This is a genomic window from Streptomyces sp. RK9, from assembly GCF_045070545.1.
Taxonomy (GTDB): domain Bacteria; phylum Actinomycetota; class Actinomycetes; order Streptomycetales; family Streptomycetaceae; genus Streptomyces; species Streptomyces alboflavus.
The window spans coordinates 2,862,842-2,888,859 of sequence record NZ_CP173704.1 but is presented as its reverse complement, the minus strand read 5'-3'; the positions used below and the strand labels follow the sequence as shown (position 1 = coordinate 2,888,859).

The following is a 26,018-nucleotide window of genomic DNA, read 5'->3' as shown; positions in this document are numbered from 1 at the left end:
GTCGGACGGGAAAAGGCGAGGCCAGAAGGGAGTTGGCAGCGCGCGGGCGAGCCGCGCGCCGCATTCTCGGACATGTGTGCGGGCCGATGGCCCGACCGCTTTCGGTCGGTGCGCTAGCTCGTCGACGGCAGTCCCAACAGGACGTTCGTGTACTTCGCGATCGCCAGCACCAGACCGATCGCGCCGAGCGCGACTCCGGCCCACGCCACCGACTTGATCCACGGCGCCTGGACGCGCCCCGGTTCGCCGAACGCGGGCCGGACCAGCACGCCGGCCCCGATCACCAGGGCGGCGAGCGCGAAGAGGCCGCCGACCAGGGCGGTGGTCTTCCAGGAGTCGCCGTAGACCTCCTGCACCTGCTGGGCCACGGTCGCGCTCTGCGAGGTCTTGAGCTGGCCGATCAGCGACTCGCGCGCGGACGCGACGGTGCCGAGCCAGCCGCCGGAGAGCCCGACCACGCCGAGGGCGGCGGCGACGACGGCACCGGCGCCCTGGCCGACCCCGGCGGACGAAGCGGCGGTGTCGCCCGCGGCGGCCTCGAACTCGTCGTCCAGGTCGTCCTCGTCGGCGTCGGCGCCGTCGTCAGCGGCGGCGTCGTCAGCGAGCTCCCCGTCGGCCACGGCGGCGTCGGCCTCAGCGGACGCCTGGCCCGCCTTCTCGGCCCCGTCGGCCCCCTCGGCCTTCTTGAGGTCGACCTCGGTCTCCGCCCCGGCCTCAGCGGTGTCTGCGGACTCGTCAACTGCCTTGGTTCCCATGCCCCGCACCGTACGGACGCAGTATGAGAACTCCCTTACGGCGAAGGCCCGTTTATGAGAGCCCGCTTAACGCCGAGCGCGGCCGCGCACCCCGAGGGCCACGGCCCCCGCACACCCCGCCCTAGCCCCGGCCCTCCGCCTCCCGCTCGGCCCGCGCCTCCCGCCACTCCGGCGCAAGCACCGACCACACCTCCATGTCGTGCCGGATCCCCTGCCACAGGAAGCTCTCCCGCAGCACCCCGTCCCACACGAAGCCGAGCCGCTTCGCCACGCCCTTGCTGCGGTCGTTGCGGGAGGACACCAGCCACTCCACGCGGTGCATGCCGCGCTGGTCGACGGCCCAGTCGATGAGGACCCGGCACGCGTTGGTGATCAGCCCGCGCCCGGCCGCCGACGGCTCCAGCCAGACGCCGACCTCGCACGACTCGGCGGCGGTGTCGAAGATCCGGAAGAGCACGCCGCCGACGAGCGTCCCGCCGAGCCAGATGCCGTAGAGGCGCCCGGTGTCGGCGGCCTGCCGCTCGGCGAAGTGCTGGAGGTGGGCCCGCGCCGACTCCACGTCCGTGACCTTGACGGTGAACGGGACCCAGGGCCCCGCGTACTCACGCGCCCGCTCCACATGGGCGAACAGCTCCTCGGCCTGCCACGGCTCGATCGGCCGCAGCTCGGCCCCTTCACCCACGGATATCGCGAACATCCCGCTCCTCACACGTGTCGGCACGCCCGCGCGCCCTACCGCGCGCCCCCGTGCCGCTCGGCCGTCACGTCCTCCAGCGTGAACGGAGCATCGTCCGTCGCACACTGCCCCGGGATCGTCGCACGCACGCGCGATTCGGGCACCTCAATACTGATGCGGGGCAGCCAGCGGTCGAGGCGCTTGGGCAGCCACCAGTTGGCGCCGCCGAGCATGTGCATCAGGGCGGGCACCAGGAGCGTGCGCAGGACGAACGCGTCGAGCGCGACGGCCGCCGCGAGCGCGATGCCGAACATCGCGATCACCCGGTCCCCGCTGAGCACGAACGCCAGGAAGACCGAGATCATGATCACGGCCGCGGAGTTGATCACGCGGCTGGTCTCGGCGAGGCCCACCCGGACGGCGACGCGGTTGTCGCCGGTCTCCAGCCACTCCTCGTACATCCTGCTGACCAGGAACACCTGGTAGTCCATGGAGAGGCCGAAGAGGACCGAGACCATGATCACGGGCAGGAAGGGCTCGATCGGCCCGGCCCGGCCGAGGCCCATCAGCTCGCTCCCCCAGCCCCACTGGAACACCGCCACCACGACGCCGAACGCCGCCGCCACCGCCGCCACGTTCATCACGGCGGCCTTGAGCGGGATGCCGACCGAGCGGAAGGCGAGCAGGAGCAGGACGCAGCCGAGGCCGATCACGACGCCCACGAACAGCGGGAGCTTGCCGACGATGATCTCCGCGAAGTCGTCGTACCCGGCCGTCACACCGCCGACGTGCACGTCGAGGGAGGTGTCGGTCTGGGCCTTGGGCAGCACGTCGGTGCGGAGCCGGTCGACGAGGTCGCTGGTCGACTGGGACTGGGGCGCGGAGTCCGGCACGACGGTGAGGAAGGCCGCGCTGCCGCCGTCGTCGTACGTCACGGGGCTCACGGAGGCGACGCCCGGCGTGGACGTCAGGGTGGTGCCGAGGTTGTCGAGGGCGAGCCGGTCGGCGGCGCCGTTGACCTCGGTGACGAGGGTGAGGGGGCCGTTGACGCCGGGGCCGAAGCCGTCGGCGAGGAGGTCGTAGGCCTGCCGAGTGGTGGCCGACGAGGGGTTGTTGCCCTGGTCGGAGGTGCCCAGGTGGAGGGAGAGGGTGGGGATGGCGAGCAGCGCGATCACGGCGACGGCGACGCCGCCGAGCAGCTTGGGGTGGCGCTCCACGAACGCCGACCAGCGGGCGGCGAGCCCCGTCGGCACCTCCGGCTCGGGCCCGCGCTCGGCCAGCCTGCGCCGCTCGCGGCGGCTGAGGGCGCGGGGGCCGATGAAGGAGAGCAGCGCGGGGAGCAGCGTCACCGACGCGGCCACGGTCAGGATCACGGTGAGGGACGCGGCGATGGCGACGCCGTTGAGGAAGCTCAGGCGCAGGATCAGCATGCCGAGCAGGGCGATGCAGACGGTGGCGCCCGCGAAGACGACGGCGCGGCCGGTGGTGGCGACGGCCCGTTCGGCGGCCTCGGCGACGGGCAGACCGCGTTTGAGGCCCTTGCGGTGCCTGGTCACGATGAACAGGGCGTAGTCGATGCCGACGCCGAGCCCGATGAGGGTGCCGAGCATCGGGGCGAAGTCGGCGACGGTCATGAAGTGGCCGAGCAGCACGATGCCCGCGTACGCCGTGCCGACGGAGACGACCGCCGTGGCGATGGGAAGCAGCGAGGCGGCCAGCGAGCCGAAGGCCAGGAAGAGCACGACGGCGGCGACGGCCACGCCGACGATCTCGGCGGTCTTGGCGCTCTTGGACTCGGTGAGGCCGATCGCGCCGCCGCCCAGCTCGATGTCGAGGCCTTCGCTCTCGGCGGCCTTGGCAGTGTCGACGACGGCCTGGGCATCGGCCCGGTCGACGGAGTCGATCTGGTCACGGAAGGTGACGGTGGCGTACGCGGTGCGGCCGTCCGCGCTGATCTGCGCGGCGCCCCGGTCGGCGTACGGGCTGGTGACGGAGGCGACGCCGGGCAGCTCCGCGATCCGGTCGAGGGTCTCGGTCATCGTCTGCTCGACGGCGGCGGAGCGGACCTTCTGGTCGGCTCCGGTGTGCCAGACGACGGTGTCGCTGTCGCCGCCGAGGTCGGGGAAGCCCTCGCCGAGGAGCTTGGTGGCGCGGTCGGACTCGGTGCCGGGCACTTCGTAGTTGTTCGAGTACGCGGAGCCGACGGCGGCGGCAGCGGCGGCCGTGCCGCCGAGTGCGAGGAGCCAGAGCAGTACGGCGACTAGGCGGTGCCGGACGCACCACCGGGCGAGTGCTGCCACGAAGAGGCTCCCTGAATGATTCCTGGATCTTCAGCGGGAGCAGCCGGGAAGCGTCGGAGTGACCCGTAAAGAACACATGAGCGGCATGAGCGGGGAAATGGATCATGATCATCGCTTATGCGGCGAGATGACCCATGCGCAGACACTCTGACAGTCCCCGGAGATCCTTGGTCCCTTTCGTGGCCTTACTCACAAGATCACAAGGGGCCCCGCGGAGGGCTTCGCCGCACACGAAACCCTCCGCGGCACAGGCGTCACCCCGAGACGCTGGCGCGACCGTTCTCGATGTGTCCCATCAGGCGCCGCCGGAAGCCCTTGTCGCCCTCGGCGGTGACCTCGATGTCGTACCAGCCGTGCTCGTCGCCCGTCTGCCAGGCGATGGTGCGGCTGCTTCCTGCCTTGATCCGGACCGTGCGGGTGCGCCGCCGGACGTCCGCCTCCTCCACGTATCCGAGCGGCTTGACCGTGAAGACGAGACTCCCCTTGCCCCGGTTGGCCAGCGTCAGGTGGATCTCGCGCCGGGTGATCGCCGAGGAGAGGGCGGCCGCGCCTTCCCTCTGTCCTACGAATTCGCGGCGGAATCCGTTCGGCCCGGTGACGGTGAAGTGATACGCGTCACTCTTCTCGGGCAGGATCCAGGAGCCGTCGTGGGACACGTCCTGGTGCTGCGGGATCGGGAACTCGCCCGCGTACGGGTACAGCGCGAAGTGCGCGGCGCGCCGGCCGCCGTTGCGCAGCCGCACCTTCAGGGCACCGTCCTTGGTGCGTTTGAGGTCGGCGTCCGGCTGGTACGGCAGCGGGCGGGCGCGGCGGGCGCCGGGCTCCTGCGCGGGCATGACCTGCTTCTCCGGCGGCTTCGGCTGCCAGCGGCCGGAGAACACCGGGATGGTGCCGGGCCGTTCGACCTCGGGCTGGCGGTGGCCGCGGTGGAAGTCGAAGGCGCTGGTGAGGTCGCCGACGACCGTGCGGCGCCAGGAGCCGATGTTGGGCTCGCGCACGCCCGTCCACTTCTCCAGGAAGCGCACGACGGAGGTGTGGTCGAAGACCTCGGAGCAGACGTAGCCGCCCACGGTCCACGGCGAGACGACCAGCATCGGCACGCGCGCGCCGAGCCCGGTCGGCCGCCCCTGCCAGTACTCCTCCTCGTTGCCCGCCGCGGGCACGGGCGGCGGCACGTGGTCGAAGAAGCCGTCGTTCTCGTCGTAGTTGATGAAGACGGCCGTGCGCCGCCACACCTCGGGGTGCGAGGCGAGCGCGTCCAGGACCTTGTAGACGATGGTGGCGCTGTGCACCGGCGAGGACACCGAGGGGTGCTCGGAGTCCAGGGCGGACGGCACCAGGTAGTTGACCTTGGCCAGCTTGCCGCGCGCCACGTCCTTGGCGAACCGGTCGGCGAGCGTGCCGGTGGGCACCCGCCGCAGCCCCCGCTCGAACAGCGACCGCTCCCGCTTGCTGAGCGTCTTGACGCCCTCGTCGAGCGCGGCGAGCAGCTTGCCCCGCTCCACCTCGTCCTTGGCATCGCGGACCTTGGCGTAGAACGCCTCCATGAAGGTGTCGCCGGTCTTGGCGAGGACCTTCCGCGCGATGGCCTTGAAGGTGGTGAAGAACTCGATCTGGTTGTCGGTGAAGTTCTCCCACTCGGTGTAAGTCTGCCAGCTGATCCCGGCCTTCTCCAGGCGCTCCGCGTACGTCCCCCAGTCGTAGCCGGGGTGCGTGCCCTCGGCGTACGCGTCGTTCTCGACGGCGCGCTTGCCGTTCGCCTCGAAGCCCGTCTTGCCGCTCCACAGGTGGTTGCGGTTGGGGCTGGTGGAGGTGTGGATGGAGGAGTGGTAGGCGTCGCAGACGGTGAAGGTGTCGGCGAGTTCGTAGTGCAGCGGGATGTCCTCGCGCGTGTAGTACGCCATCGTGGCCGCGGTCTTCGCGGTGATCCAGCCGTCCATCCAGCCGTCGTGCCAGGCCTTGGCGCCGCCGCTCCAGGAGTGGTCGAGGGCGCCGATGTACTGGAGGTCCTTCTTCTGCGCCTCGGCGGCCTCGCGGACCGGGAACGGCAGCACCGAGCGCAGCGGTCCCGCGGGCTGCTCGAACACGCTCTTGCCGCCGGGCAGTTGGATCGCGTTGCGGTCGGAGAAACCGCGCACACCGCGCAGCGTCCCGAAGTAGTGGTCGAAGGAGCGGTTCTCCTGCATCAGGATCACCACGTGCTCGATGGCGCCGAGCCCGCCCCTCGGCGGCTCCTTGGCGAGCGCCTGCTGGAGGGACGGCGGCAGGAACGAACCCACGGTGGCGGCGCCCAGGGCACCACCGCCCACAGCCATCAGTCGTCTGCGCGATATCTCCGCTGCCACGCCCAACCTCCAGTCGACGCCCAATGGTTGTCCTTTGATCCATTGGTCTGTTGAGCTGGGACGGTAGTGACTCCTGGTGGCTCATGGAAGACCGGTGACCGAAGTCAGCGTGAACGTCGCCGCCACGTGTTGGGGCGCCGCACCTTCACGGTGCGGCGCCCCTTCACGAACGGGAACGAGTCGGCGTCAGCCCTCGACGCCCAACTGCTCCAGGATCAGCTCCTTGACGCGGGCCGCGTCGGCCTGACCGCGAGTCGCCTTCATGACCGCGCCGACCAGGGCGCCGGCCGCCGCCACCTTGCCGCCGCGGATCTTGTCCGCGATGGCCGGGTTGCCGGCGATGGCCTCCTCGACGGCCGCCGTCAGCGCGCCCTCGTCGGAGACGACCTTCAGGCCGCGCTTGTCGACGACCTCGTCGGGCGTGCCCTCGCCCTTGAGGACGCCGTCGATGACCTGACGGGCCAGCTTGTCGTTCAGCTCACCGGCGGTGACGAGCGCGGAGACCCGCGCCACGTGCTCCGGGGTGATCGGCAGCGAACCGAGGTCCACGCCCTGCTCGTTGGCGTTGCGGGCCAGCTCGCCCATCCACCACTTGCGGGCGGAGACGGCGTCCGCGCCCGCGTTGATGGTGGCGACGATCGGGCCGATGGCACCGGCGTTGAGGATCGACTGCATGTCGTGGGCGGACACGCCCCACTCCTCGCGCAGCCGGTTGCGCTGGGCGAGCGGCAGCTCGGGCAGCGTGGCACGCAGCGCCTCGACCCACTCGCGGGACGGGGCGACCGGCACCAGGTCCGGCTCCGGGAAGTAGCGGTAGTCCTCCGCCTCTTCCTTCACCCGGCCCGACGTGGTCGAACCGTCGTCCTCGTGGAAGTGCCGGGTCTCCTGGACGATCGTCCCGCCCGCGCCGAGGACGGCGGCGTGGCGCTGGATCTCGAAGCGGGCGGCCCGCTCCACGGAGCGCAGCGAGTTGACGTTCTTCGTCTCGGAGCGGGTGCCGAACTTCTCCTGCCCGTGCGGGCGCAGCGAGAGGTTGACGTCGCAGCGCATCTGGCCCTGCTCCATGCGGGCCTCGGAGACACCGAGGGCCTTGATGAGCTCACGCAGTTCGGCGACGTACGCCTTGGCGACCTCGGGGGCCCGCTCGCCCGCGCCCTCGATCGGCTTGGTGACGATCTCGATGAGCGGGATGCCCGCGCGGTTGTAGTCGAGCAGCGAGTGCGAGGCGCCGTGGATACGGCCCGTCGCGCCGCCGACGTGCGTCGACTTGCCGGTGTCCTCCTCCATGTGGGCGCGCTCGATCTCCACGCGGAAGACCTCGCCGTCCTCCAGCTGGACGTCCAGATAGCCGTTGAAGGCGATCGGCTCGTCGTACTGCGAGGTCTGGAAGTTCTTCGGCATGTCCGGATAGAAGTAGTTCTTCCGGGCGAAGCGGCACCACTCGGCGATCTCGCAGTGCAGCGCGAGGCCGATCTTGATGGCGGACTCCACACCGATCTCGTTGACGACCGGCAGCGCGCCGGGCAGGCCGAGACAGGTGGGGCAGGTCTGCGTGTTGGCGTCCTGCTTCAGCTCGGTGGAGCAGCCGCAGAACATCTTGGTCTTCGTGCCGAGCTCGACATGGACCTCAAGGCCCATGACCGGGTCGTACGTCGCGAGCGCGTCCTCGTACGACACCAGCTCGGGGGTGGTCGTGGCAGTCACGGTGTTGGAACTTCCCTCTCAGCCGAGCAGAACGTCGTCGTCGCCGATGCGCTTCAGCTCACGCACCAGGATGGCGATGCCCGTGACGATGGCGGCGGCGGAGACGACCGCGTCGACGAGCTTGAGCGTGTCGTGCTCGGCGCGGGCCTTCTTGACCTGCTTGAGCGTGCTGAGCGCGCCGAACGCGGTGGTGCCGATGGACAGATACGTGCCGGTCTTGGACTTCTTGAAGCCCTTGGCCTTGGTCAGTGTTTTCGACGACTTGCTCACAGCGACGGTGCCTCCTCCAACAGCGGGTGACCCCACTTTTCCACGAAGGCGGCCTCTACGGCCGCGCCCACCTTGTAAAGGCGGTCGTCCTTCAGGGCGGGGGCGATGATCTGCAGCCCGACGGGCAGGCCGTCCTCCGGCGCGAGGCCGCAGGGCAGCGACATGGCGGCGTTGCCCGCCAGGTTGGTCGGGATGGTGCAGAGGTCGGCCAGGTACATCGCCATCGGGTCGTCGGCGCGCTCGCCGATCGGGAAGGCGGTGGTGGGCGTGGTCGGCGAGACGATCACGTCGACCTGCTCGAAGGCCTTCTCGAAGTCGCGCGTGATGAGCGTGCGGACCTTCTGGGCGCTGCCGTAGTACGCGTCGTAGTAGCCGGAGCTGAGGGCGTACGTACCGAGCATGACGCGGCGCTTGACCTCGTCGCCGAAGCCGGCCTCGCGGGTGAGCGCGGTGACGTCCTCGGCGGAGCGGGTGCCGTCGTCGCCGACGCGCAGGCCGTAGCGCATGGCGTCGAAGCGGGCCAGGTTCGAGGAGCACTCGGACGGCGCGATCAGGTAGTACGCCGACAGGCCCAGGTCGAAGGACGGGCAGTCCAGCTCGACGACCTCGGCGCCCAGGGACTTGAGCAGCTCGACGGACTCGTCGAAGCGCTGCATCACGCCGGCCTGGTAGTGCTCGCCGCGGAACTGCTTCACGACGCCGACGCGCATGCCCTGGACCGAGCCGTTGCGGGCGGCCTCGACGACCGCGGGGACCGGGGCGTCGATGGACGTGGAGTCCATCGGGTCGTGCCCGGCGATGACCTCGTGCAGGAGGGCCGCGTCCAGGACCGTGCGGGCGCAGGGGCCGCCCTGGTCCAGGGAGGACGAGAACGCCACCATGCCGTAGCGGGAGACGCCGCCGTAGGTCGGCTTGACGCCGACCGTGCCGGTGACGGCCGCGGGCTGGCGGATGGAGCCGCCGGTGTCGGTGCCGATGGCGAGCGGGGCCTCGTACGCCGCGAGGGACGCGGAGGAGCCGCCGCCGGAGCCGCCGGGGATGCGGGTGAGGTCCCACGGGTTGCCCGTCGGGCCGTACGCGCTGTTCTCCGTCGAGGACCCCATGGCGAACTCGTCCATGTTGGTCTTGCCGAGGATGACGACGTCGGCGGCCTTGAGGCGCTTGGTGACCGTCGCGTCGTACGGCGGGATCCAGCCTTCGAGGATCTTGGAGCCGACGGTCGTCGGCACGCCCTCGGTGGTGAAGATGTCCTTGAGCGCGAGCGGGACGCCGGCGAGCGGGCCGAGCTTCTCGCCCCGCGCGCGCTTCTCGTCCACGGCGCGGGCCTGCGCGAGCGCGCCCTCGCGGTCGACGTGCAGGAAGGCGTGCACCTTCTCGTCGACGGCCTCGATGCGGGCCAGGTGGGCCTCGGTGACCTCGACGGCGGTGACTTCACCGGCGGCGATCTTCGCGGCGATGTCGGCCGCGGTGAGCTTGATGATGTTGCTGTCCGTCATGACTTCTTAGTCCTCCCCCAGGATCTGCGGCACCTTGAAACGCTGCTGCTCCTGTGCCGGGGCTCCGGAGAGCGCCTGCTCGGGGGTGAGCGACGGACGGACCTCGTCCGCGCGCATGACGTTCGTCAGCGGCAGCGGGTGGGAGGTCGGCGGTACGTCTTGGTCGGCGACCTCCGAGACGCGTGCGACCGCGCCGATGATGTCGTCGAGCTGTCCGGCGAAGTGGTCGAGCTCTTCGTCCTTCAGCTCCAGACGTGCAAGGCGGGCGAGGTGGGCGACCTCCTCGCGCGTGATGCCAGGCATGCAGCGATCCTCAGGGGTGAGTGTGATGGTTTCGCCCCCAATCCTATGGGGCTGGCCGTGCTGCCCGCGCCCGAGTTCCCTCCGGGGCCGCGCGCGGGGTGCTCGCGGGGCGTCGCGGCTCCGTCGTTGCGCCACCCGGCGCACTGTTCCCCCGCTCCCCCGGTGAGCCGCCGGTGAGCTGCCCGGACGGGGTGCGCGGCGGGGCCGACCATGCGTGCATGGGACTGCGTCAGACCGGCACGGCACTACGGGATCGGGCTCTCACGGGGCTGCGCGCCACCGGGGGCGGACGGGGCCTCGCCCTCGCGGCGCCCCTCGGCGGCGCGCTGCTCCTCACGGCTTCGCTCATCGCCTGGTGGTACGTCGTGACGGGCCCGACGTACGCCGGGGCGCGCAGCCCCGCCGACCTGAGCGTGTACCTGGACGCGGCGGACGCGCCGGACCAGGGCCTGTACGCGGGCAAGTACGGGATCCACGGGCTGCCGTATCTGTATCCGCCGTTCGCCCTGCTGCCGTTCCGTGCCTTCGCGGGCGCGGACCTGACGGTGGCGGTGCGGGTGCTGGCGGGGGTCTCGGTCGTGGCGATGGTGCTGGTGGCGTGGGCGGCGGTGCGGGTCGCGCGCGGGGCGGGGGCGGCGACGGGGTCCGGGGGGCGGGCAGGGTCCGGAGGGCGGGCGGGGAGCCGGTGGTCGGCCGGTGCGGTCACCGCCGGGTGCGCGTGCGCCGTCGCGGGGGCCGCGCTGTGGACCGAGCCGGTGCTGCAGAACCTGGACTTCGGGCAGGTGAACCTCGTCCTCATGGCACTGGTCGTCACGGACCTCGCGACGTCCGACCGGCGGCCGTGGAAGGGGCTCGGCGTCGGCGTCGCGGCGGGCCTGAAGCTGACGCCGGGCCTGTTCATCGTGTACCTCCTCCTCACCCGGCGGTTCCGGGCGGCCGGGCTCGCGACGGCGGCGTTCGCGGGCACCGTGCTCGCGGGCTGGATCGCGCTGCCGGAGGCGTCGGCGGACTTCTGGGGCGGGGCGCTCGCGGGCAGCCCGGGCGGCAGGGAGTATCTGGCGAACCAGTCCCTTAACGGCGTCTTCGTCCGGCTCGGCTTCGGCGGCGACGGGGTCGGCGGACCGGTCTGGGGCGCGGTGTGCGGGCTGCTCGTGGTGGCCGGGCTCGCCGCGGCGGCGGTGGCGTCGCGGCGGGGCCGGGAGCTGGTGGCGATCTGCGTCGTCGGGGCGCTGACCCTGCTGTGCTCGCCGCTGTCGTGGACCCACCACTGGGTGTGGATCGTCCCGGCCCTCGTCCTCGCGGCCGACGCGGCGGCCCGGCGGGCCACGGCCCGCGCCTGGCTGTGGGTGGCTGGCCTGTTCACGCTGTTCGCGGCGTGGCCGATCCGCATCGACGGCTTCGGCACCTGGGACCCGACCCGGCCGCTGCTTCCCTACGGACTCCTCTGGTACACACCCCACTGGCACCGCGAGCAGGACTGGGACCCGTTCCACTTCCTGTCGGGCAACTTCTATGTGTGGGTCGGTCTCGGGTTCGTGGTGTGGGCGGTGTGGGTGTTCGGTGGGTGGGGGGATGCGGGGCGGCGGGGTGCGGCTGGGGGGCGGGGTGCGCGGGGTGCACGGGTTGTGGGGGGTGCGCCGGAGGTCGAGGTGCCGGAGGGCGCGGGGGCGTCGGTGCCGGGGCCCGGGAGCGGGAGCGGGCCCGGGAGCGAGGGTGAGGTCGGCGTGGGTGCCGAGGTCGGGGCAGGGGGTCAGGGCCTGTCCGACGGGTCGACGTGAGTTCGACGCGCTGAACACGGGGGTGGCTCCGGGGCTCCGAGCGCGGTGGGGCCCCGGGGCGGGGTGGTCGCTACGTCACTTGGCCGCTCGGGTCGGGGACGGGTCCGGGGTCTCCGGGGCGGGGGTGGCCGGGGGGTCCACCGCGCGGTGCCAGCCGCGTTCGCCGCGGGTGCGCAGCCACGCCGTCGTCTCGTTCGGCGGCATCGCGGCGGCGACCAGCCAGCCCTGGACGGCGTCGCAGCCCAGGTCGCGCAGGCGCTCCCAGGTCTCGTCGTCCTCGACGCCCTCGGCGACGACCAGCAGGCCGAGTGAGTGCGCGAGGTCGACCGTGCAGCGCACGATCTCGGCGTCCTCGTTGTCGACGGCGAGCCGGGCCACGAACGACCGGTCGATCTTCAGCTCGCTGACGGGCAGGCGGCGCAGGTGCACCAGGGACGAGTAGCCCGTGCCGAAGTCGTCGAGGGACATCTTCACGCCGTGGCCGGTGAGCCCGGCGAGGGTGTCGGCGGCGCGCTGCGGGTCCTCCAGGAGGACGTGCTCCGTTATCTCCAGCTGGAGCGCCCCCGCGGGCACCCCGTGCCGGGCCAGGCGCGCGGCGACGGCGCCCGCGAAGCCGGGGGTGTGCACGTCGCGCGGCGACACGTTCACCGCGACCGGGACCTTCAGGCCCTGCGCACGCCACCTGGCGACCTGGGCGAGCGCGGACTCCAGGACGTACTCCGTGAGGTGCGGCATGAGGCCCGAGGACTCGGCGATGGCGATGAACTCGTCCGGCGGCACCTTGCCCCGCTCCGGGTGCACCCAGCGCACCAGCGCCTCGAGGCCGGCGACCTGCCCGTCGAAGCGGACCTTCGGCTGGTAGTGCAGCTCCACGTCGCCCGCGTCCAGGGCGCGGCGCAGATCGCCGAGGAGGCCGAGCCGGTCGGGGGTGTTGGAGTCGCGCTTGGACTCGTAGACCTCTACGCCCGTGCGGTCCCGCTTGGCCTGGTACATCGCCACGTCGGCCCGCCGGAGCAGGCCCTCGGCGTCGAGCGCGTGGTCGGGGAAGACGGCGAGCCCGGCGCTGGCCTCCAGGACGAGGGTGAGCCCGTCCAGGTCCAGGGGCGAGCCGAGGGCGGCGACCAGGGAGCGGGCGACGCGTGTGGCCGACGTGGTGGAGTCGGCGACGGGGAGCAGCACCGCGAACTCGTCGCCGCCGAGCCGGGCCGCCTCCGCGCCGCGCGGCAGGGCGAGCCGCAGCCGGTCGGCGATCTGCAGCAGCAGGCGGTCACCGGCGAGGTGGCCGAGGGTGTCGTTGACCGAGCGGAAGCGGTCCATGTCGATCAGCATCAGGGCGGAGCGCGCGCCGATGCGCTCCGCGTCGTCGAGGGCCGTCCAGGTCCGCTCCAGGAGCCACTGCCGGTTGGGCAGTCCGGTCAGCGGGTCCCGCAGCTGCTCCTCGGCTCTGGCGCGCGCGATCCACAGCGTCGAGTCCAGGGCGACGAGCGGGATGGTGAACAGGGGCAGGAGCAGCGGCAGGGACATCGCGACGACGCAGATCAGCGGCGCGATGCCGAGCAGGGCCACGCCGAGCAGGCCCTGTCGGACCAGCGCCGTGCGCGTGACCGTGGGCAGGGCGCCGGTGCGCGGGGCGTGGACGTACCAGAGCAGGACGCGGGTGACGGCGAGGTACGCGACGGCGACGAGGGCGACCTCGGGTGCCGTGTAGAGGTCCCAACTCTCCGGGTTCCAGGGGGAGTCGGCCGCGGGCGCCGTGCCGAACGCCGCGAGGGTGAGGGCGCCCGCGCCGATGCCGAGGATGTCGACGGCGCCGTGCAGCACACCTTGTCGCCAGCGGTGGCGGCGGGCGACGCCGACGAGGACGACGACCGTGAGGCTGACCATGCCCGCGGGCATCCAGCCGTACAGCAGGAGTACGGCGACGGTCAGCGCGCCGCCGGAGCCCGTGCCGCCCCACCAGCGATCGCGGCCGAGCGCGACGAGGTGGCCGACGATGAGGCCGGTCAGGACGGCGAGCGACCAGCCGACCGTGCCGGAGGGGAAGAGCGGGTGGCCGCCGGTGAACGCGTGGAAGAAGCCGGTGCCGAGGACGACGGCGGCCGCCGCGACGACGGCCGCGGGCAGCAGCTGCCAGCTCCCGCGCCCCTCGTCCTCGTCCGCGCCCCCGTCCACGCCGGACCCGTCGAGGGCGCCCTGGCCCCGCATGTCCGTCCCGCGCCCGCCGCGCCACAGCCCGCGCCGCGCACCGCCGCCCGAGGAGTCCGCCCCGCCGCGCAGGGTCCCCCGGGCGGTCGGGGCGTCCCCGCCGACGGCACCACCGCCGACCCCACCGCTCCCGGAACCGCCGGTGCCGACCGAGCCGGCCCCGACCCCGCCGGTCCCGGCACCACCCGCACCGACACCGCCGCCACCTGTACCGACACCAGCGGCACCAGCCGCGCCACCGGCACCGCCGCCGCCCCCGGCCCCAGCGCCACCACCGACCCCGGCCACCGCGCTCAGGACGCTCCCGGCGTCACCGCCCGCACCGCTGCCAATGCCGCCTACGGGACCCTCGGAGCCACCCGCAACGCCCCGCGCACCCGCGGGACCGGCTCCCGCGCCGTCACCGAACCCGGCGCCGGCCGTCGCGAGCACGGCCGGGCTCCCGCCACCGGAAGCCGCCGGCGCGCCGGAAGCCGACACGGGCCCCGAGGCCGCGATCGCACCGGAAGCCACGACGGGGCTCGACGCCGCCACCGCACCAGAAGCCACGACGGGGCTCGACGCCGCCACCGCACCAGAAGCCACGACGGGGCTCGACGCCGCCACCGCACCAGAAGCCACCACAGAACCCGAAGCAGCCACCGCGCCGGAAGGCGTCACCGCACCCGAGCCCACAACCGCGCCGGAAGCGGCCGCCACGCCCGGACCAACGGCCGCGCCCGAAGCACTCATCGCACCCGGACCAACGGCCGCACCCGAACCCACGACCGCGCCGGAAGGCGACACCGCACCCGAACCCCCAACCGCACCCGAAGCACTCACCGCACCGCGCACGTTCACCGCGCCCACCGCCGCGCCCTCGGCGAATCCGACACCCGACGGGGCGTCAACTCCCGTCGCCCGCAAGGCCGGTGACGCGGCGGGCGGCGTGCCGTCCGCCGCAGTGTCCGTCTCGTCCCCGCCGGGCCAGGGCGCACCGTGGCCACCCGCACCCCGCCGTTCACCTTCGGCACTCGCCGTCACGCCAGCCTCCGCCGGGACCGCAGTTCCGTGACCGCCGGTTCCCCGCACAGGCGCCCGTCGTCCGCCCGGCTCCGGTCCCTCACCAACTGGCTTACCCCGTATGCCCGTTACTTCCTCCTGCGGGGCCGCATCGGGGCCGGAAACGGCCGCCCGGCCGAGGATCGCGTCCGCGTCCGCGCCGCCCGAGGTCCAGGCGCGCTCGCGGGGACGGAAGCCGGGCACCGCGTCGACCCGCGCGGCCGCGGCGTCATTCGGGTCACGCACCGTGTCGCGCGCACGCCCGCGCCGGGCGCCGAGCACGCGCCGCAGGCGCGACCGCAGCCATGAGTCCGGGGCGACGCTCTCGGTCGGTTCCATTCCCGTCCCTCTCACAGCCGGCGGTGCCCACGCCACGCGGAGCCACGCGGACTTGAAGATCCCTGGACAGCCGCGTCCGAAAACCCTGCCCCGGCTCTCGACGAGCAGGGGAGACCCCATCCGCAGCGGGGCACGGCAGGCGCACACCTCAACAGTAGGCCGCAGAAGGCTTCCACGGGCAGCGGTCGTCTACGGTTGCCCGAATGCGACCCGGCCACCCGTATGCATCTGATATGCGCTGAACGGGTGGCCTTCAACCGCTATTCTTCGGCCGGAAGTGCGACTTCCCGAGCGGCGTCCGCGCCTTGTTCGAGCAGGACGGCGAAGCCGTCCTCATTGAGAACCGGAACCTTCAGTTGCATGGCCTTGTCGTACTTCGAGCCGGGGTTGTCCCCCACCACGACGAATCCCGTCTTCTTTGAAACGGAACCGGTGACTTTCGCTCCGCGGCTCTGCAGCGCCTCTTTCGCGCCATCCCGGGTGTGGGTCGCCAGGGTGCCCGTGACGACGACGGTGAGTCCTTCCAGGGGACGCGGCCCCTCGTCCTCGCCGCCGCCCTCTTCCTCCATCCGGACGCCGGCGGCGCGCCACTTGCGGATGATCTCCTGGTGCCAGTCCTCGGCGAACCACTCCTTGAGGGACTTCGCGACGATCTCACCGACGCCGTCGGTGTTGGTCAGCTCCTCCTCCGTGGCCTGCTCGATGCGGTCGATGGAGCGGAACTCACGGGCCAGCGCCTCGGCCGCGACGGGGCCCACGTGCCGGATGGAGAGGCCGGTGAGGACGCGGGCGAGCGGGCGCTCCTTGGCCGCGGCGATGTTCTCCAGCATGGCGAGGGTGTTCTTCTTCGGCTCGCCCTTCTGGTTGGCGAAGAAGAACACCACCTTGTCCTCGCCGGTCTTGGGGTCGCGCTTGGGCAGGCCCGTGTTCTGGTCGAGGACGTAGGACTTGATCGGGAGGAGTTCCTCGACCTTCAGGTCGAAGATGTCGCCCTCGTTGACGATGGGCGGCGTGGGGGGCTCCAGCGGGGCCGTGAGCGCGGCCGCGGCGACGTAGCCGAAGTTCTCGATGTCCAGGCATTTGCGGCCCGCGAGATAGAACAGGCGCTCGCGCAACTGGGCGGGGCACGCCCGTCCGTTCGGGCAGCGGAGGTCGATGTCGCCCTCCTTCATGGGCCGCAGCGCCGTGCCGCACTCGGGGCACTCGGCGGGCATCACGAACTCGCGCTCGCTGCCGTCGCGCAGGTCGACGACCGGGCCGAGGATCTCCGGGATGACGTCGCCCGCCTTGCGGAGCACCACCGTGTCGCCGATGAGGACGCCCTTGGCCTTCACCACCTCCTGGTTGTGCAGGGTGGCGAACTCGACCTCGGAGCCGGCGACGGTGACGGGCTCCACCACGGCGTACGGCGTGACGCGGCCGGTGCGGCCGACGCCGACTCTGATGTCGACGAGCTTGGTGTTGACCTCCTCGGGCGCGTACTTCCACGCGATGGCCCAGCGGGGGGCGCGGGAGGTGGAGCCGAGGCGGCCCTGGAGCGGGATCTCGTCGAGCTTGACGACGACGCCGTCGATCTCGTGCTCCACGGAGTGGCGGTTCTCGCCGAAGTACGTGATGAACTCGCGGACGCCGTCCAGGCCGTCGACCACCTTGTTGTGCTTGGCGGTGGGCAGGCCCCACTCGCGCAGCAGGTCGTACGCGTGCGACAGGCAGTCGATGTCGAAGCCCTCGCGGGCGCCGATGCCGTGCACCACCATGTGCAGCGGGCGGGTCGCCGTCACCCGGGGGTCCTTCTGGCGCAGCGAACCCGCCGCCGCGTTGCGCGGGTTGGCGAAGGGCTTGTCGCCGGCCGCCACCAGGCGGGCGTTCAGCTCCTGGAACTTCTCCATCGGGAAGAAGACCTCGCCGCGGATCTCGACGAGGGCCGGGACGCGGTCGCCCTGGAGCCGCTCGGGGATGTCCGCGATGGTGCGGACGTTGGGCGTGATGTCCTCGCCCGTGCGGCCGTCGCCGCGGGTGGCGGCGCGGGTCAGACGGCCGTTCTCGTACGTCAGGTTGACCGCGAGGCCGTCGATCTTCAGCTCGCACAGGAAGTGGTGGTCGCCGGTGCCCACCTCCTTGGCGACGCGGTCGGCCCAGGCGGCCAGTTCCTCGTCGTCGAAGGCGTTGTCGAGGGACAGCATCCGCTCGCGGTGCTCGACGGAGGCGAAGTCGGTCTCGTAGGACCCGGCGACCTTCTGGGTCGGGGAGTCCGGCGTGCGCAGCTCCGAGTACCGCTCCTCCAGGGCCTCCAGCGTGCGGAGGAGCTTGTCGAACTCGGCGTCGCTGACGACCGGCTGGTCCTTCACGTAGTACCGGAAGCGGTGCTCCTCGATCTGTTCGGCGAGCTGGGCATGCTCGTCGCGTGCCTCGGCCGGCACCGTGCCTTCCTGTTCGACAGCCACCGTCTCGTCCTCCCGTTACCTTCAGACCCAGTTACTCAGGGTTGTCCGCGAGTGATCTCGCCGCCCGTACGCAGTGGGCGAGCGCCGCACGGGCATATGCGGGCGAAGCACCCGCGAGACCGCACGACGGCGTGATCGTGACCGACTCCGCGAGTGACCCCGGATTCAGCCCCAGCCTGCGCCACAGCGTCCTGACACCCATGACGCTACCGGCAGGGTCTGACAATGGGCCGTCCGTGCCCGCCACGACACCGGCGAACAGCTTCGTGCCGGCCTCGACCGCCTCGCCGAGCACCTCGTCATCACGCTCGGTGAGCAGCGAGAAGTCGAACGACACGGCGTCCGCGCCCGCCCTGCGCAGCAGCGCGAACGGTACGTCGGGCGCGCAGGAGTGCACCAGCGCCGGGCCGTCGTGGACGGCGAGGACGTCGCGCAGCGCGCTCTCGACGAGCTGCCGGTCCACGGCACGGTGCGTGCGGTACTGGCTCGCGGTCCTGATCTGTCCGCGCAGCACGGCGGTGAGCGAGGGCTCGTCGAGCTGCAGGACGAGGTCCGCGCCCGGCACCCGCCGCTTGACCTCGGCGAGGTGGCCGCGCAGCCCCTCCGTGAGGGATCCGGCCAGGTCCCGGCAGGCGCCGGGGTCGGAGAGCGCGGCCTCGCCGTTGCGCAGCTCCAGGGCGGCCGCGAGCGTCCAGGGGCCGACGGCCTGGACCTTCAGCGGGCCTTCGTAGCCCTGCGTGAACTCCTCCAGGGCGTCCAGGTCCTCGCCGAGCCAGGACGCCGCGCGGCGCGTGTCGCGCCCCGGCCGGTCGCCGAGGCGCCAGCCGCTGGGCTCCACGCGCGCGTACAGCTCGACGAGCATCCCGGCCGTGCGGCCGATCATGTCGGCGCCGGGTCCGCGCGCGGGCAGCTCGGCCAGGTACGGCATGCCGCGCTCGGCCCCGGCGGCACCTTCGAAGGTGCCCGTCACGGTCTTCGCCGTCTCGCGGGCGTCGCCCCCGGGCATCGACCCGACGCCGGTGGCGCCGCCCCACCGCATACCGCCGACCGCCTCGCTCACCGCGCCGCTCACCGTCCGGGCCGCACCGTCAGGTCGTTGACCTCGGCGTCGCGCGGCAGGTCGAGGGCCATCACGATCGTCGTGGCGACCGACTCGGGGTCGATCCACTGGGCGGCGTCGTACTCCTTGCCCTCCTGCTGGTGCACCTTGGCCTGCATGGGGCTCGCCGTGCGGCCGGGGTAGACGGAGGTGACGCGCACGCCGTTGCCGTGCTCCTCGCCCCGCAGGGAGTCCGCGAGGGCCTTCAGGCCGTGCTTGGAGGCCGCGTACGCCGACCACTCGGCGCTCGCGCGCAGGCCCGCGCCGGAGTTCACGAAGATCACGTGGCCCTGGGTGACGCGGAGTTGGGGCAGGAAGTGCCGGGTCAGCTCGGCGGGCGCGATCAGGTTGACGTTCAGCTGGTGGCGCCAGGCCTTCGGGGTGAGGTCGCCGACGGGGCCGAGGTCGACGACGCCCGCGATGTGCAGGAGCGAGTCCACGCGGTCCGGCAGGCTCTGGTGCGAGAAGGCCCAGGAGAGCTTGTCGGGGTCGGCGAGGTCACCGACGAGGGTGCTCGCGCCCGGGAACTCGGCGGCGAGCTCCTTGGCGCGGCCCGCGTCGCGCGCGTGCAGCACGAGGGTGTCCCCGCGCTCGTGGAGGCGGCGGGCGACGGCCGCGCCGATGCCGGAGCCCGCCCCGGTGATCACATGAGTTGCCATGGGCCCATGGTCCCATTGCGGCCGGTCAGCGCGTGCCCATGGCCTCCTCCAGGTACGCGAGGGCACCCACCGGCTCCTCCGCGAAGAAGACCAGATCGGTCAGCGGCACCGGCAGGAAGCCCTCGGCCTCCATGCGGCGGAACTGCTCCTTCAACCCGTCGTAGAACCCTCCGGAGTTGAGCAGCACCACCGGCTTGGTGGTCCTGCCGTGCTTCTTCAGCTCCAGGATCTCGGTGGCCTCGTCCAGGGTGCCGGTGCCACCGACCATGATCACGACGGCGTCGGCCTTCTCCAGGAGCAGGGCCTTGCGCTCGGCGAGGTCCTTGGCGATCACCATGTCGTCGACGCCGGGCCTGGCCTTGGCGGCGAGGAAGTCGACCGAGACGCCCACGAGGCGGCCGCCGGCCTCCTGCACGCCGTCCGCCACGACCTTCATCAGGCCCACGTCCGAGCCTCCCCACACCAGCGTGTGGCCGCCCTTGCCGAGCAGCTCGGCGAACTCGCGGGCGGGGCGGGTGTAGGTCTCGGGCAGGTCGGCGGCGGAGAGGAAGACGCAGATGTTCATGGCGTCCACCGTACGTTCCGGCTCCGGCGCCCCGGCAGTACCCCGGAACCGGGAAGAACGGCCCCCCTGGGCGCGCTGAACCGGAGAGACGACTCCTACGGAAGGGCACCACCGTGACCCAGGGACACCGCATCACCGTCGAGCAGGGCAGCCGGCACGTGCGCGTGACGCGGGACGGACAGGTCGTGGCCGAGAGCGAGCGCCCGCTCCTGTTGCGCGAGACGGGCTTCCCGGTGCGCTACTACCTGCCTCCGGAGGACGTGCGCACCGACCTCCTGAAGCCGTCCGACACGCACACGTACTGCCCCTTCAAGGGAACGGCGTCCTACTGGTCGCTGCCGGACGCCCCGGACGCCGTGTGGGCGTACCCGGACCCGAAGCCCGAAGTGGCGCAGATCAAGGACCACTTCTGCTTCTACGAGGTGGAGGAGGTGCCGGCCGCCTAGGCGACCACTGTCGCGGGCGCCGTCGCCGTGAACGTCCTGCGGTAGGCGGCCGGAGAGACGCCGAGTACGGACCGCATGTGCTGGCGCAGCGAGTTGCCGGTGCCGAAGCCCGCGCGGTGGGCCACCAGGTCGATGGGCAGGTCGCTGGCCTCCAGGAGGTGGCGGGCCAGCTCCAGGCGCTGGGCGGTGAGCCAGCGGCCGGGCGTGGTGCCCACCTCGTCGCGGAAGCGGCGCGTGAACGTGCGCAGGCTCATGCGCGCGTGGTCGGCGAGGTCGCCCAGCGTCAGCGGCTCCTGGAGCCGCTGCAGCGCCCACGCGCGCGTGTCCGCCGTCGTGGCGAGGGTCGCCTCGGGGACGGGCCGTTCGATGTACTGCGCCTGCCCGCCGTCGCGCCAGGGCGGCACGACGCAGGTGCGCGCGACGAGGTTGGCGACGGCGCTGCCGTGGTCGCGGCGGACCAGGTGCAGGCACAGGTCGACCCCGGCGGCCACGCCGGCCGAGGTGAGGATGTCGCCGTCGTCCACGAAGAGCACGTCCTCGTCGACGCGCACGCGCGGGTAGGTGCGCTGGAAGTGCGGGGCGACGTGCCAGTGGGTCGTCGCGGGGCGCCCGTCGAGGAGTCCCGCGGCGGCGAGCACGTACGAGGCGCTGCAGAACGACACCAGGCGCGCGCCGGTCCTGATCCGGCCGAGCGCGGCGGCGACCGGCTCCGGGAGCGTGTCGCCGGCCAGGCCCTTGTCGAGCTCGCTCGTCGGGGGGATCACGACCGTGTCGGCGCTCTCCAGGGCCTCGGGTCCGTGCTCGACGGCTACGGAGAAGCCCGCTTCCGTGCGCACAGGGCGGCCGTCCACCGTGCACACCACGATGTCGTACAGGGGGCGTCCCCCCGTGCCCCGGGCGCTGCCGAAGACCCGCGAGGCGATGCCCAGCTCGAAGGCGTACACACCCTCCAGGGCGAGGACGACGACGCGGTGCGTGCTGCGGGATGCCATGGCCGGATTCTGTCACATGATGGCCAAACTGCCAGCACCGCGAGCTGTCCGGCGGGCGCACTCTGGTGGTCGCTCACCAGAAAGGACCAGATCAATGAGCTCCCGTACGACCGCCACCATGCGTGCCGTCAGCCCGCGCGCGTGGGGTGCCCCCGATGTCCTCGTCCCCGTGGAGGTGGACCGCCCCGAGCCCGGGATCACCGAGATCCTGGTGAAGGTGCACGCGGCGGGGGTGAATCCGGTGGACTGGAAGACGCGGGCCGCGGGTGAGTTCGGGACGTGGGGCGACACCCCGATCCTCGGCTACGACGTGTCCGGCACGGTGGAGGCCGTCGGCCCCGGGGTGACGCTGTTCGCGCCCGGTGACGAGGTGTTCGGCATGCCGCGCTTCCCGGAGCAGGCGGGCGGCTACGCCGAGTACGTCGTCGCCCCTGCGCGGCGCTTCGCCCGCAAGCCCGCGGCCATCGACCACGTGGAGGCCGCGGCGCTGCCCCTTGCGGCGCTCACCGCCTGGCAGGGCCTGATCGAGACCGCGGAGCTGCGCGCGGGCCAGCGCGTCCTGATCCACGCGGCGGCCGGGGGCGTCGGCCACCTCGCCGTGCAGATCGCCAAGGCGCAGGGCGCGTACGTCATCGGGACGGCGCGCGCCGACAAGCACGACTTCCTGCGGTCCCTCGGTGCGGACGAGCTGATCGACTACACGACCACGGACTTCACCGAGGCCGTGCGCGACGTGGACGTGGTCCTCGACGGCGTCGGCGGCGCCTACGGAGACCGCTCCCTGCCCGTGCTGCGGCGCGGCGGCCACCTGGTGACGCTGCCCGACCCCGGCGGCCTCCCCGACGCCGAGCGGGCGCGCCAGGCGGGCGTCCACACGGGCTGGACCATCGTGGAGCCGGACCGGCACGGCATGCTGGAGATCGCCCGGCTGGTCGCGGAGGGGCGGCTGCGCGCCGAGGTCGCCGCGACCTTCCCGCTGGCGCAGGCCGCCGAGGCACACGCCGTGGGCGAACTGTCCCGCACCCAGGGCAAGCTGGTCCTCACGGTGGCGTGACGCCTATGGGGCTGCGCCCCTCTCCCCCGCATCGCCGCTCCGCGGCTCGTCCTCAATCGCCGGACGGGCTCATTCCCCCTCGGCCGGCGTCCGGCGCAGATTCCCGGCCGCCGTCCGGCGGGATTTCAGCCCGTCCGGCGTTGCGGGATTTCAGCCCGTCCGGCGTTTGAGGACGAGGCGCGGAGCGTCGATCGGGGGGAGAGGGGCGCAGCCCCAGAAGCCCGGGCCGAGGCCGCCAGGCCTCAGGCCAGGGCCGCGGCCCGCTCGGTCGCGGCGATCGTCGCCGAGCCCACGACCCGCGAGCCGTCGTAAAGAACGATCGCCTGCCCGGGGGCGACCCCCCGCACCGGCTCGGTGAAGCTCACGTGCAGCCGGTCGCCGACCAGCTCCGCGGTGACCTCGGTCTCACCACCGTGGGCCCGCAGCTGCGCGGTATAGGTGCCCGCCCCGGAGGGAGCGGCACCGCACCAGCGCGGCTTGACGGCCGTCAGGGCGGTCACGTCGAGGGCGGCGGCGGGACCGACCGTCACGCGGTTGTCGACCGGGGAGATGTCCAGGACGTAGCGCGGCTTGCCGTCGGGCGCGGGCGTCCCGATCCGCAGCCCCTTGCGCTGCCCGATCGTGAACCCGAAGGCACCTTCGTGGCTGCCGACGACCGCGCCGGACTCGTCGACGATGTCGCCCTCCGCCTTGCCGAGGCGCGAGGCCAGGAAGCCCTGGGTGTCGCCGTCCGCGATGAAGCAGATGTCGTGGCTGTCGGGCTTCTTGGCGACGGCGAGGCCCCGGCGCTCGGCCTCCGCGCGGATCTCGTCCTTCGTGGTGACGGTGTCGCCGAGCGGGAACATCGCGTGCGCGAGCTGCCGGTCGTCGAGCACCCCGAGGACGTAGCTCTGGTCCTTGGCCATGTCCGAGGCGCGGTGCAGCTCGCGCACCCCGTCCGCGCCCGTGATCACCTGGGCGTAGTGGCCGGTGCAGACCGCGTCGAAGCCGAGGGCGAGAGCCTTGTCCAGGAGCGCCGCGAACTTGATCTTCTCGTTGCAGCGCAGGCACGGGTTCGGGGTGCGCCCCGCCTCGTACTCGGCGATGAAGTCCTCGACCACGTCCTCGCGGAAGCGCTCGGCGAGGTCCCACACGTAGAACGGGATGCCGATGACGTCCGCCGCGCGGCGGGCGTCGCGCGAGTCCTCGATGGTGCAGCAGCCGCGCGCGCCCGTGCGGAACGACTGCGGGTTCGCCGAGAGCGCCAGATGCACGCCGGTCACGTCGTGCCCGGCTTCGGCGGCACGGGCGGCTGCGACGGCGGAGTCCACCCCGCCGGACATGGCGGCGAGGACACGGAGCGGGCGGCTGGTGCGCGGCGGTGCCGACGGGATCTGCGAAGTCATAGCCCTAACAGGGTACGGGTCCGCGGGAACCCGGCGCCCCTGAGTATGCGTTGAGGATCACATGGGGGACGAGAAGACGGAGAGCACCGAGGACGGCGGGAAGGCCGAGCCGCCAGAGCGCGCGATCAGTCGGCGGGCCCTGCTGCTCGGCGGCACGGTCGCCGTGGGCACGGTCGCCGCCGTGGTCGCCCGCGACGAGCTGGGGCGCCTGTGGTGGCGGATTCCCGGGGTGGAGAAGGGGCGCGAGGAGGGCGCGGTCGACGCACGGGGCGCGCAGTGGATAGCGGCGTCCTCCGCGAACTGGCGGCGGGCCGACCGCCCCGACGACTACGAGATCGACCGCGTCGTCATCCACGTCGTGCAGGGCGGCTACCGCACCGCCCTGAAGGTCTTCAAGGACCCCGGCCACGGCGCCGCCGCGCACTACGTGGTCCGTAAGGACGGCCACATCGCCCAGATGATCCGTGAGCTCGACGTGGCGTTCCACGCGGGCAGCAGGAGCATGAACGAGCGCAGTGTGGGGATCGAGCACGAAGGGTTCGTGGACAAGAAGGAGTCGTTCACGGACGCGATGTACGAGGCGTCGGCGCGACTCACGGCGGGGATCTGCGGGCGGTACGACATTCCGGTGGACCGGGAGCACATCATCGGGCATGTGGAGGTGGAGGGGACGGATCACACGGATCCGGGGCCGCACTGGGACTGGGAGCGGTATCTGCGGCTTGTGCGGCGGGAACGGGATCGGCCCAGTCGGCCTGCGCGGACCGGGACGCCTGCCTAGCTGGTCCGCGGTGCGGGGCCCGGCTGGGAGCTCCCCAACCCCGCCCCTTCCCGTAACTGGGGCTCCGCCCCAGACCCCGCTCCTCAAACGCCGGAGGGGCTGATTTCCCCCCGCCGGACAGACTGCCCGCGGGGCTCAGAGCGCCGCAGCGGACGCGCTAGCTCAGGCCCGCCGTCCGTGCCCTCTCCACGGCCGGGCCGATCGCCGCCGCCACCGCCTCCACGTCCTCCTTCGTCGACGTGTGGCCGAGGGAGAAGCGGAGGGTGCCGCGGGCGAGGTCCGGGTCGGTGCCGGTGGCGAGGAGGACGTGGCTGGGCTGGGCGACGCCCGCGGTGCAGGCCGAGCCGGTGGAGCACTCGATGCCCTGGGCGTCCAGGAGCAGCAGGAGCGAGTCGCCCTCGCAGCCGGGGAAGGTGAAGTGGGCGTTGGCGGGGAGCCGCCCCGCGGGGTCCGGGTCGCCGCCGAGGACGGCGTCGGGGACGGCGGCGCGCACGGCCGCGACCAGCTCGTCGCGGAGCGCGCCGATCTCCCGGGCGAACCACTCGCGGCGCTCGGCGGCGAGCCGCCCGGCCACGGCGAACGCGGCGACGGCGGGCACGTCCAGGGTGCCGGAGCGCACATGCCGCTCCTGGCCGCCGCCGTGCAGCACGGGCACGGGGCTGTGGGCGCGGCCGAGCAGCAGCGCGCCGATGCCGTAGGGGCCGCCGACCTTGTGCCCGGAGACGGTCATCGCGGCGAGCCCGGAGGCGCCGAAGTCGACGGGCACCTGCCCGAAGGCCTGTACGGCGTCGGCGTGCAGCGGCACGTCGAACTCGGCGCAGACGTCGGCCAGTTCGCGTACCGGCTGGAGGGTGCCGATCTCGTTGTTGGCCCACATGACGGTGGCGAGGGCGACGTCCTCGGGGTTGCGGGCGATGGCCTCGCGGAGCGCGTCGGGGTGCACGCGGCCGTGCGCGTCGACGGGGAGGTACTCGACGGTGGCGCCCTCGTGCTCGCCGAGCCAGTCGACGGCGTCGAGGACGGCGTGGTGCTCGACGGGGCTCGCGAGGACCCGGGTGCGGTCCTGCCCGCCGTCCGCGCCGGAGCGCCGCGCCCAGTACAGGCCCTTCACGGCGAGGTTGTCCGCCTCGGTGCCGCCCGAGGTGAGGACGACCTCGCTGGGGCGCGCGCCGAGCGACTCGGCCAGCGCCTCACGGGCCTCCTCGACGGTGCGGCGGGCCCGGCGGCCCGCCGCGTGCAGCGAGGAGGCGTTGCCGGTGACGGCGAGCTGGGCGGTCATCGCCGAGATCGCTTCCGGGAGCATCGGGGTGGTCGCGGCGTGGTCGAGGTAGGCCATGGTGGGCACGATTCTACGAGCCGCGGCCGAGGAGCCCGACCCCGC

General features: G+C 72.7%; 20 protein-coding genes. 4 read left to right on the top strand and 16 right to left on the bottom strand.

Translation table 11 applies throughout. The features are described 5' to 3' along the window. Window positions 1-113: 113 nt before the first annotated feature. From AB6L24_RS33085 to gatC, 8 genes are all read right to left on the bottom strand, one after another. Window positions 114-755 carry a hypothetical protein gene (locus AB6L24_RS33085; RefSeq protein WP_405661506.1) on the bottom strand — a complete coding sequence of 214 codons (642 nt, stop codon included), beginning with the start codon at window positions 753-755 and terminating at the stop codon, window positions 114-116. 121 nt (window positions 756-876) lie between these two features. After that, complete coding sequence (locus AB6L24_RS33080; RefSeq protein WP_405661504.1) at window positions 877-1,452, bottom strand: GNAT family N-acetyltransferase; 576 nt, start codon at window positions 1,450-1,452, stop codon at window positions 877-879. 35 nt (window positions 1,453-1,487) lie between these two features. After that, a complete protein-coding gene (locus AB6L24_RS33075) occupies window positions 1,488-3,731 on the bottom strand; it encodes an MMPL family transporter (protein ID WP_405661502.1) in 2,244 nt (747 codons plus the stop codon). Window positions 3,732-3,985: 254 nt separating this feature from the next. Continuing rightward, window positions 3,986-6,076 (bottom strand): phosphocholine-specific phospholipase C, encoded by a 2,091-nt coding sequence (locus AB6L24_RS33070; RefSeq protein WP_405661500.1) that lies wholly within the window; start codon window positions 6,074-6,076, stop codon window positions 3,986-3,988. A gap of 186 nt (window positions 6,077-6,262) precedes the next feature. Then, window positions 6,263-7,780, bottom strand: coding sequence for an Asp-tRNA(Asn)/Glu-tRNA(Gln) amidotransferase subunit GatB (gene gatB, locus AB6L24_RS33065; RefSeq protein ID WP_405661498.1), 1,518 nt, complete (start codon window positions 7,778-7,780; stop codon window positions 6,263-6,265). 18 nt (window positions 7,781-7,798) lie between these two features. Next, window positions 7,799-8,050: a hypothetical protein gene (locus tag AB6L24_RS33060; protein ID WP_405661496.1), complete on the bottom strand. Its 252-nt coding sequence runs from the start codon at window positions 8,048-8,050 to the stop codon at window positions 7,799-7,801. After that, a complete protein-coding gene (gene gatA / locus AB6L24_RS33055; protein ID WP_405661494.1) occupies window positions 8,047-9,546 on the bottom strand; it encodes an Asp-tRNA(Asn)/Glu-tRNA(Gln) amidotransferase subunit GatA in 1,500 nt (499 codons plus the stop codon). The genes AB6L24_RS33060 and gatA overlap by 4 nt, the downstream gene beginning before the upstream one ends. A 6-nt stretch (window positions 9,547-9,552) precedes the next feature. After that, complete coding sequence (gene gatC, locus AB6L24_RS33050; RefSeq protein WP_016642027.1) at window positions 9,553-9,849, bottom strand: Asp-tRNA(Asn)/Glu-tRNA(Gln) amidotransferase subunit GatC; 297 nt, start codon at window positions 9,847-9,849, stop codon at window positions 9,553-9,555. Window positions 9,850-10,067: 218 nt separating this feature from the next. Here gatC and AB6L24_RS33045 point away from each other — a divergent pair, with 218 nt between their 5' ends. Beyond that, window positions 10,068-11,627, top strand: coding sequence for a glycosyltransferase 87 family protein (locus AB6L24_RS33045; protein ID WP_405661492.1), 1,560 nt, complete (start codon window positions 10,068-10,070; stop codon window positions 11,625-11,627). A 75-nt stretch (window positions 11,628-11,702) separates the two neighbouring features. On the opposite strand, the gene AB6L24_RS33040 is transcribed toward AB6L24_RS33045, so the two are convergent. From AB6L24_RS33040 to AB6L24_RS33020, 5 genes are all read right to left on the bottom strand, one after another. After that, a complete protein-coding gene (locus AB6L24_RS33040) occupies window positions 11,703-13,832 on the bottom strand; it encodes a putative bifunctional diguanylate cyclase/phosphodiesterase (protein WP_405663505.1) in 2,130 nt (709 codons plus the stop codon). A gap of 1,640 nt (window positions 13,833-15,472) precedes the next feature. After that, window positions 15,473-17,656 (bottom strand): NAD-dependent DNA ligase LigA, encoded by a 2,184-nt coding sequence (gene ligA, locus AB6L24_RS33035; protein ID WP_405661490.1) that lies wholly within the window; start codon window positions 17,654-17,656, stop codon window positions 15,473-15,475. 31 nt (window positions 17,657-17,687) lie between these two features. Then, window positions 17,688-18,695, bottom strand: a complete 1,008-nt coding sequence (locus AB6L24_RS33030) for a methionine synthase (protein WP_405663503.1) — start codon at window positions 18,693-18,695, stop codon at window positions 17,688-17,690. Window positions 18,696-18,724: 29 nt separating this feature from the next. Further along, window positions 18,725-19,414, bottom strand: coding sequence for an SDR family oxidoreductase (locus AB6L24_RS33025; protein ID WP_405661487.1), 690 nt, complete (start codon window positions 19,412-19,414; stop codon window positions 18,725-18,727). A gap of 25 nt (window positions 19,415-19,439) precedes the next feature. Then, window positions 19,440-19,979 carry a TIGR00730 family Rossman fold protein gene (locus AB6L24_RS33020; protein ID WP_405661485.1) on the bottom strand — a complete coding sequence of 180 codons (540 nt, stop codon included), beginning with the start codon at window positions 19,977-19,979 and terminating at the stop codon, window positions 19,440-19,442. 113 nt (window positions 19,980-20,092) lie between these two features. Here AB6L24_RS33020 and AB6L24_RS33015 point away from each other — a divergent pair, with 113 nt between their 5' ends. Then, window positions 20,093-20,425, top strand: a complete 333-nt coding sequence (locus AB6L24_RS33015) for a DUF427 domain-containing protein (RefSeq protein WP_405661483.1) — start codon at window positions 20,093-20,095, stop codon at window positions 20,423-20,425. On the opposite strand, the gene AB6L24_RS33010 is transcribed toward AB6L24_RS33015, so the two are convergent. After that, the gene (locus AB6L24_RS33010) at window positions 20,422-21,417 is read right to left on the bottom strand and encodes a GlxA family transcriptional regulator (RefSeq protein ID WP_405661481.1); all 996 of its coding nucleotides are present in this window, start codon (window positions 21,415-21,417) and stop codon (window positions 20,422-20,424) included. The two genes, AB6L24_RS33015 and AB6L24_RS33010, sit on opposite strands and share 4 nt — an antisense overlap. Before the next feature lie 94 nt (window positions 21,418-21,511). Here AB6L24_RS33010 and AB6L24_RS33005 point away from each other — a divergent pair, with 94 nt between their 5' ends. Continuing rightward, window positions 21,512-22,471 (top strand): NADP-dependent oxidoreductase, encoded by a 960-nt coding sequence (locus AB6L24_RS33005; protein WP_405661479.1) that lies wholly within the window; start codon window positions 21,512-21,514, stop codon window positions 22,469-22,471. Between the two features lie 242 nt (window positions 22,472-22,713). On the opposite strand, the gene mnmA is transcribed toward AB6L24_RS33005, so the two are convergent. After that, entirely contained in the window at window positions 22,714-23,856 is a 1,143-nt protein-coding gene (gene mnmA / locus AB6L24_RS33000) for a tRNA 2-thiouridine(34) synthase MnmA (RefSeq protein WP_405661477.1), read from the bottom strand. Window positions 23,857-23,917: 61 nt separating this feature from the next. Between mnmA and AB6L24_RS32995 the strand changes: the two genes are divergently transcribed. Further along, entirely contained in the window at window positions 23,918-24,637 is a 720-nt protein-coding gene (locus AB6L24_RS32995; RefSeq protein WP_405661474.1) for an N-acetylmuramoyl-L-alanine amidase, read from the top strand. Between the two features lie 157 nt (window positions 24,638-24,794). On the opposite strand, the gene AB6L24_RS32990 is transcribed toward AB6L24_RS32995, so the two are convergent. Next, window positions 24,795-25,973 carry a cysteine desulfurase family protein gene (locus AB6L24_RS32990; RefSeq protein WP_405661472.1) on the bottom strand — a complete coding sequence of 393 codons (1,179 nt, stop codon included), beginning with the start codon at window positions 25,971-25,973 and terminating at the stop codon, window positions 24,795-24,797. Window positions 25,974-26,018: the final 45 nt, after the last annotated feature.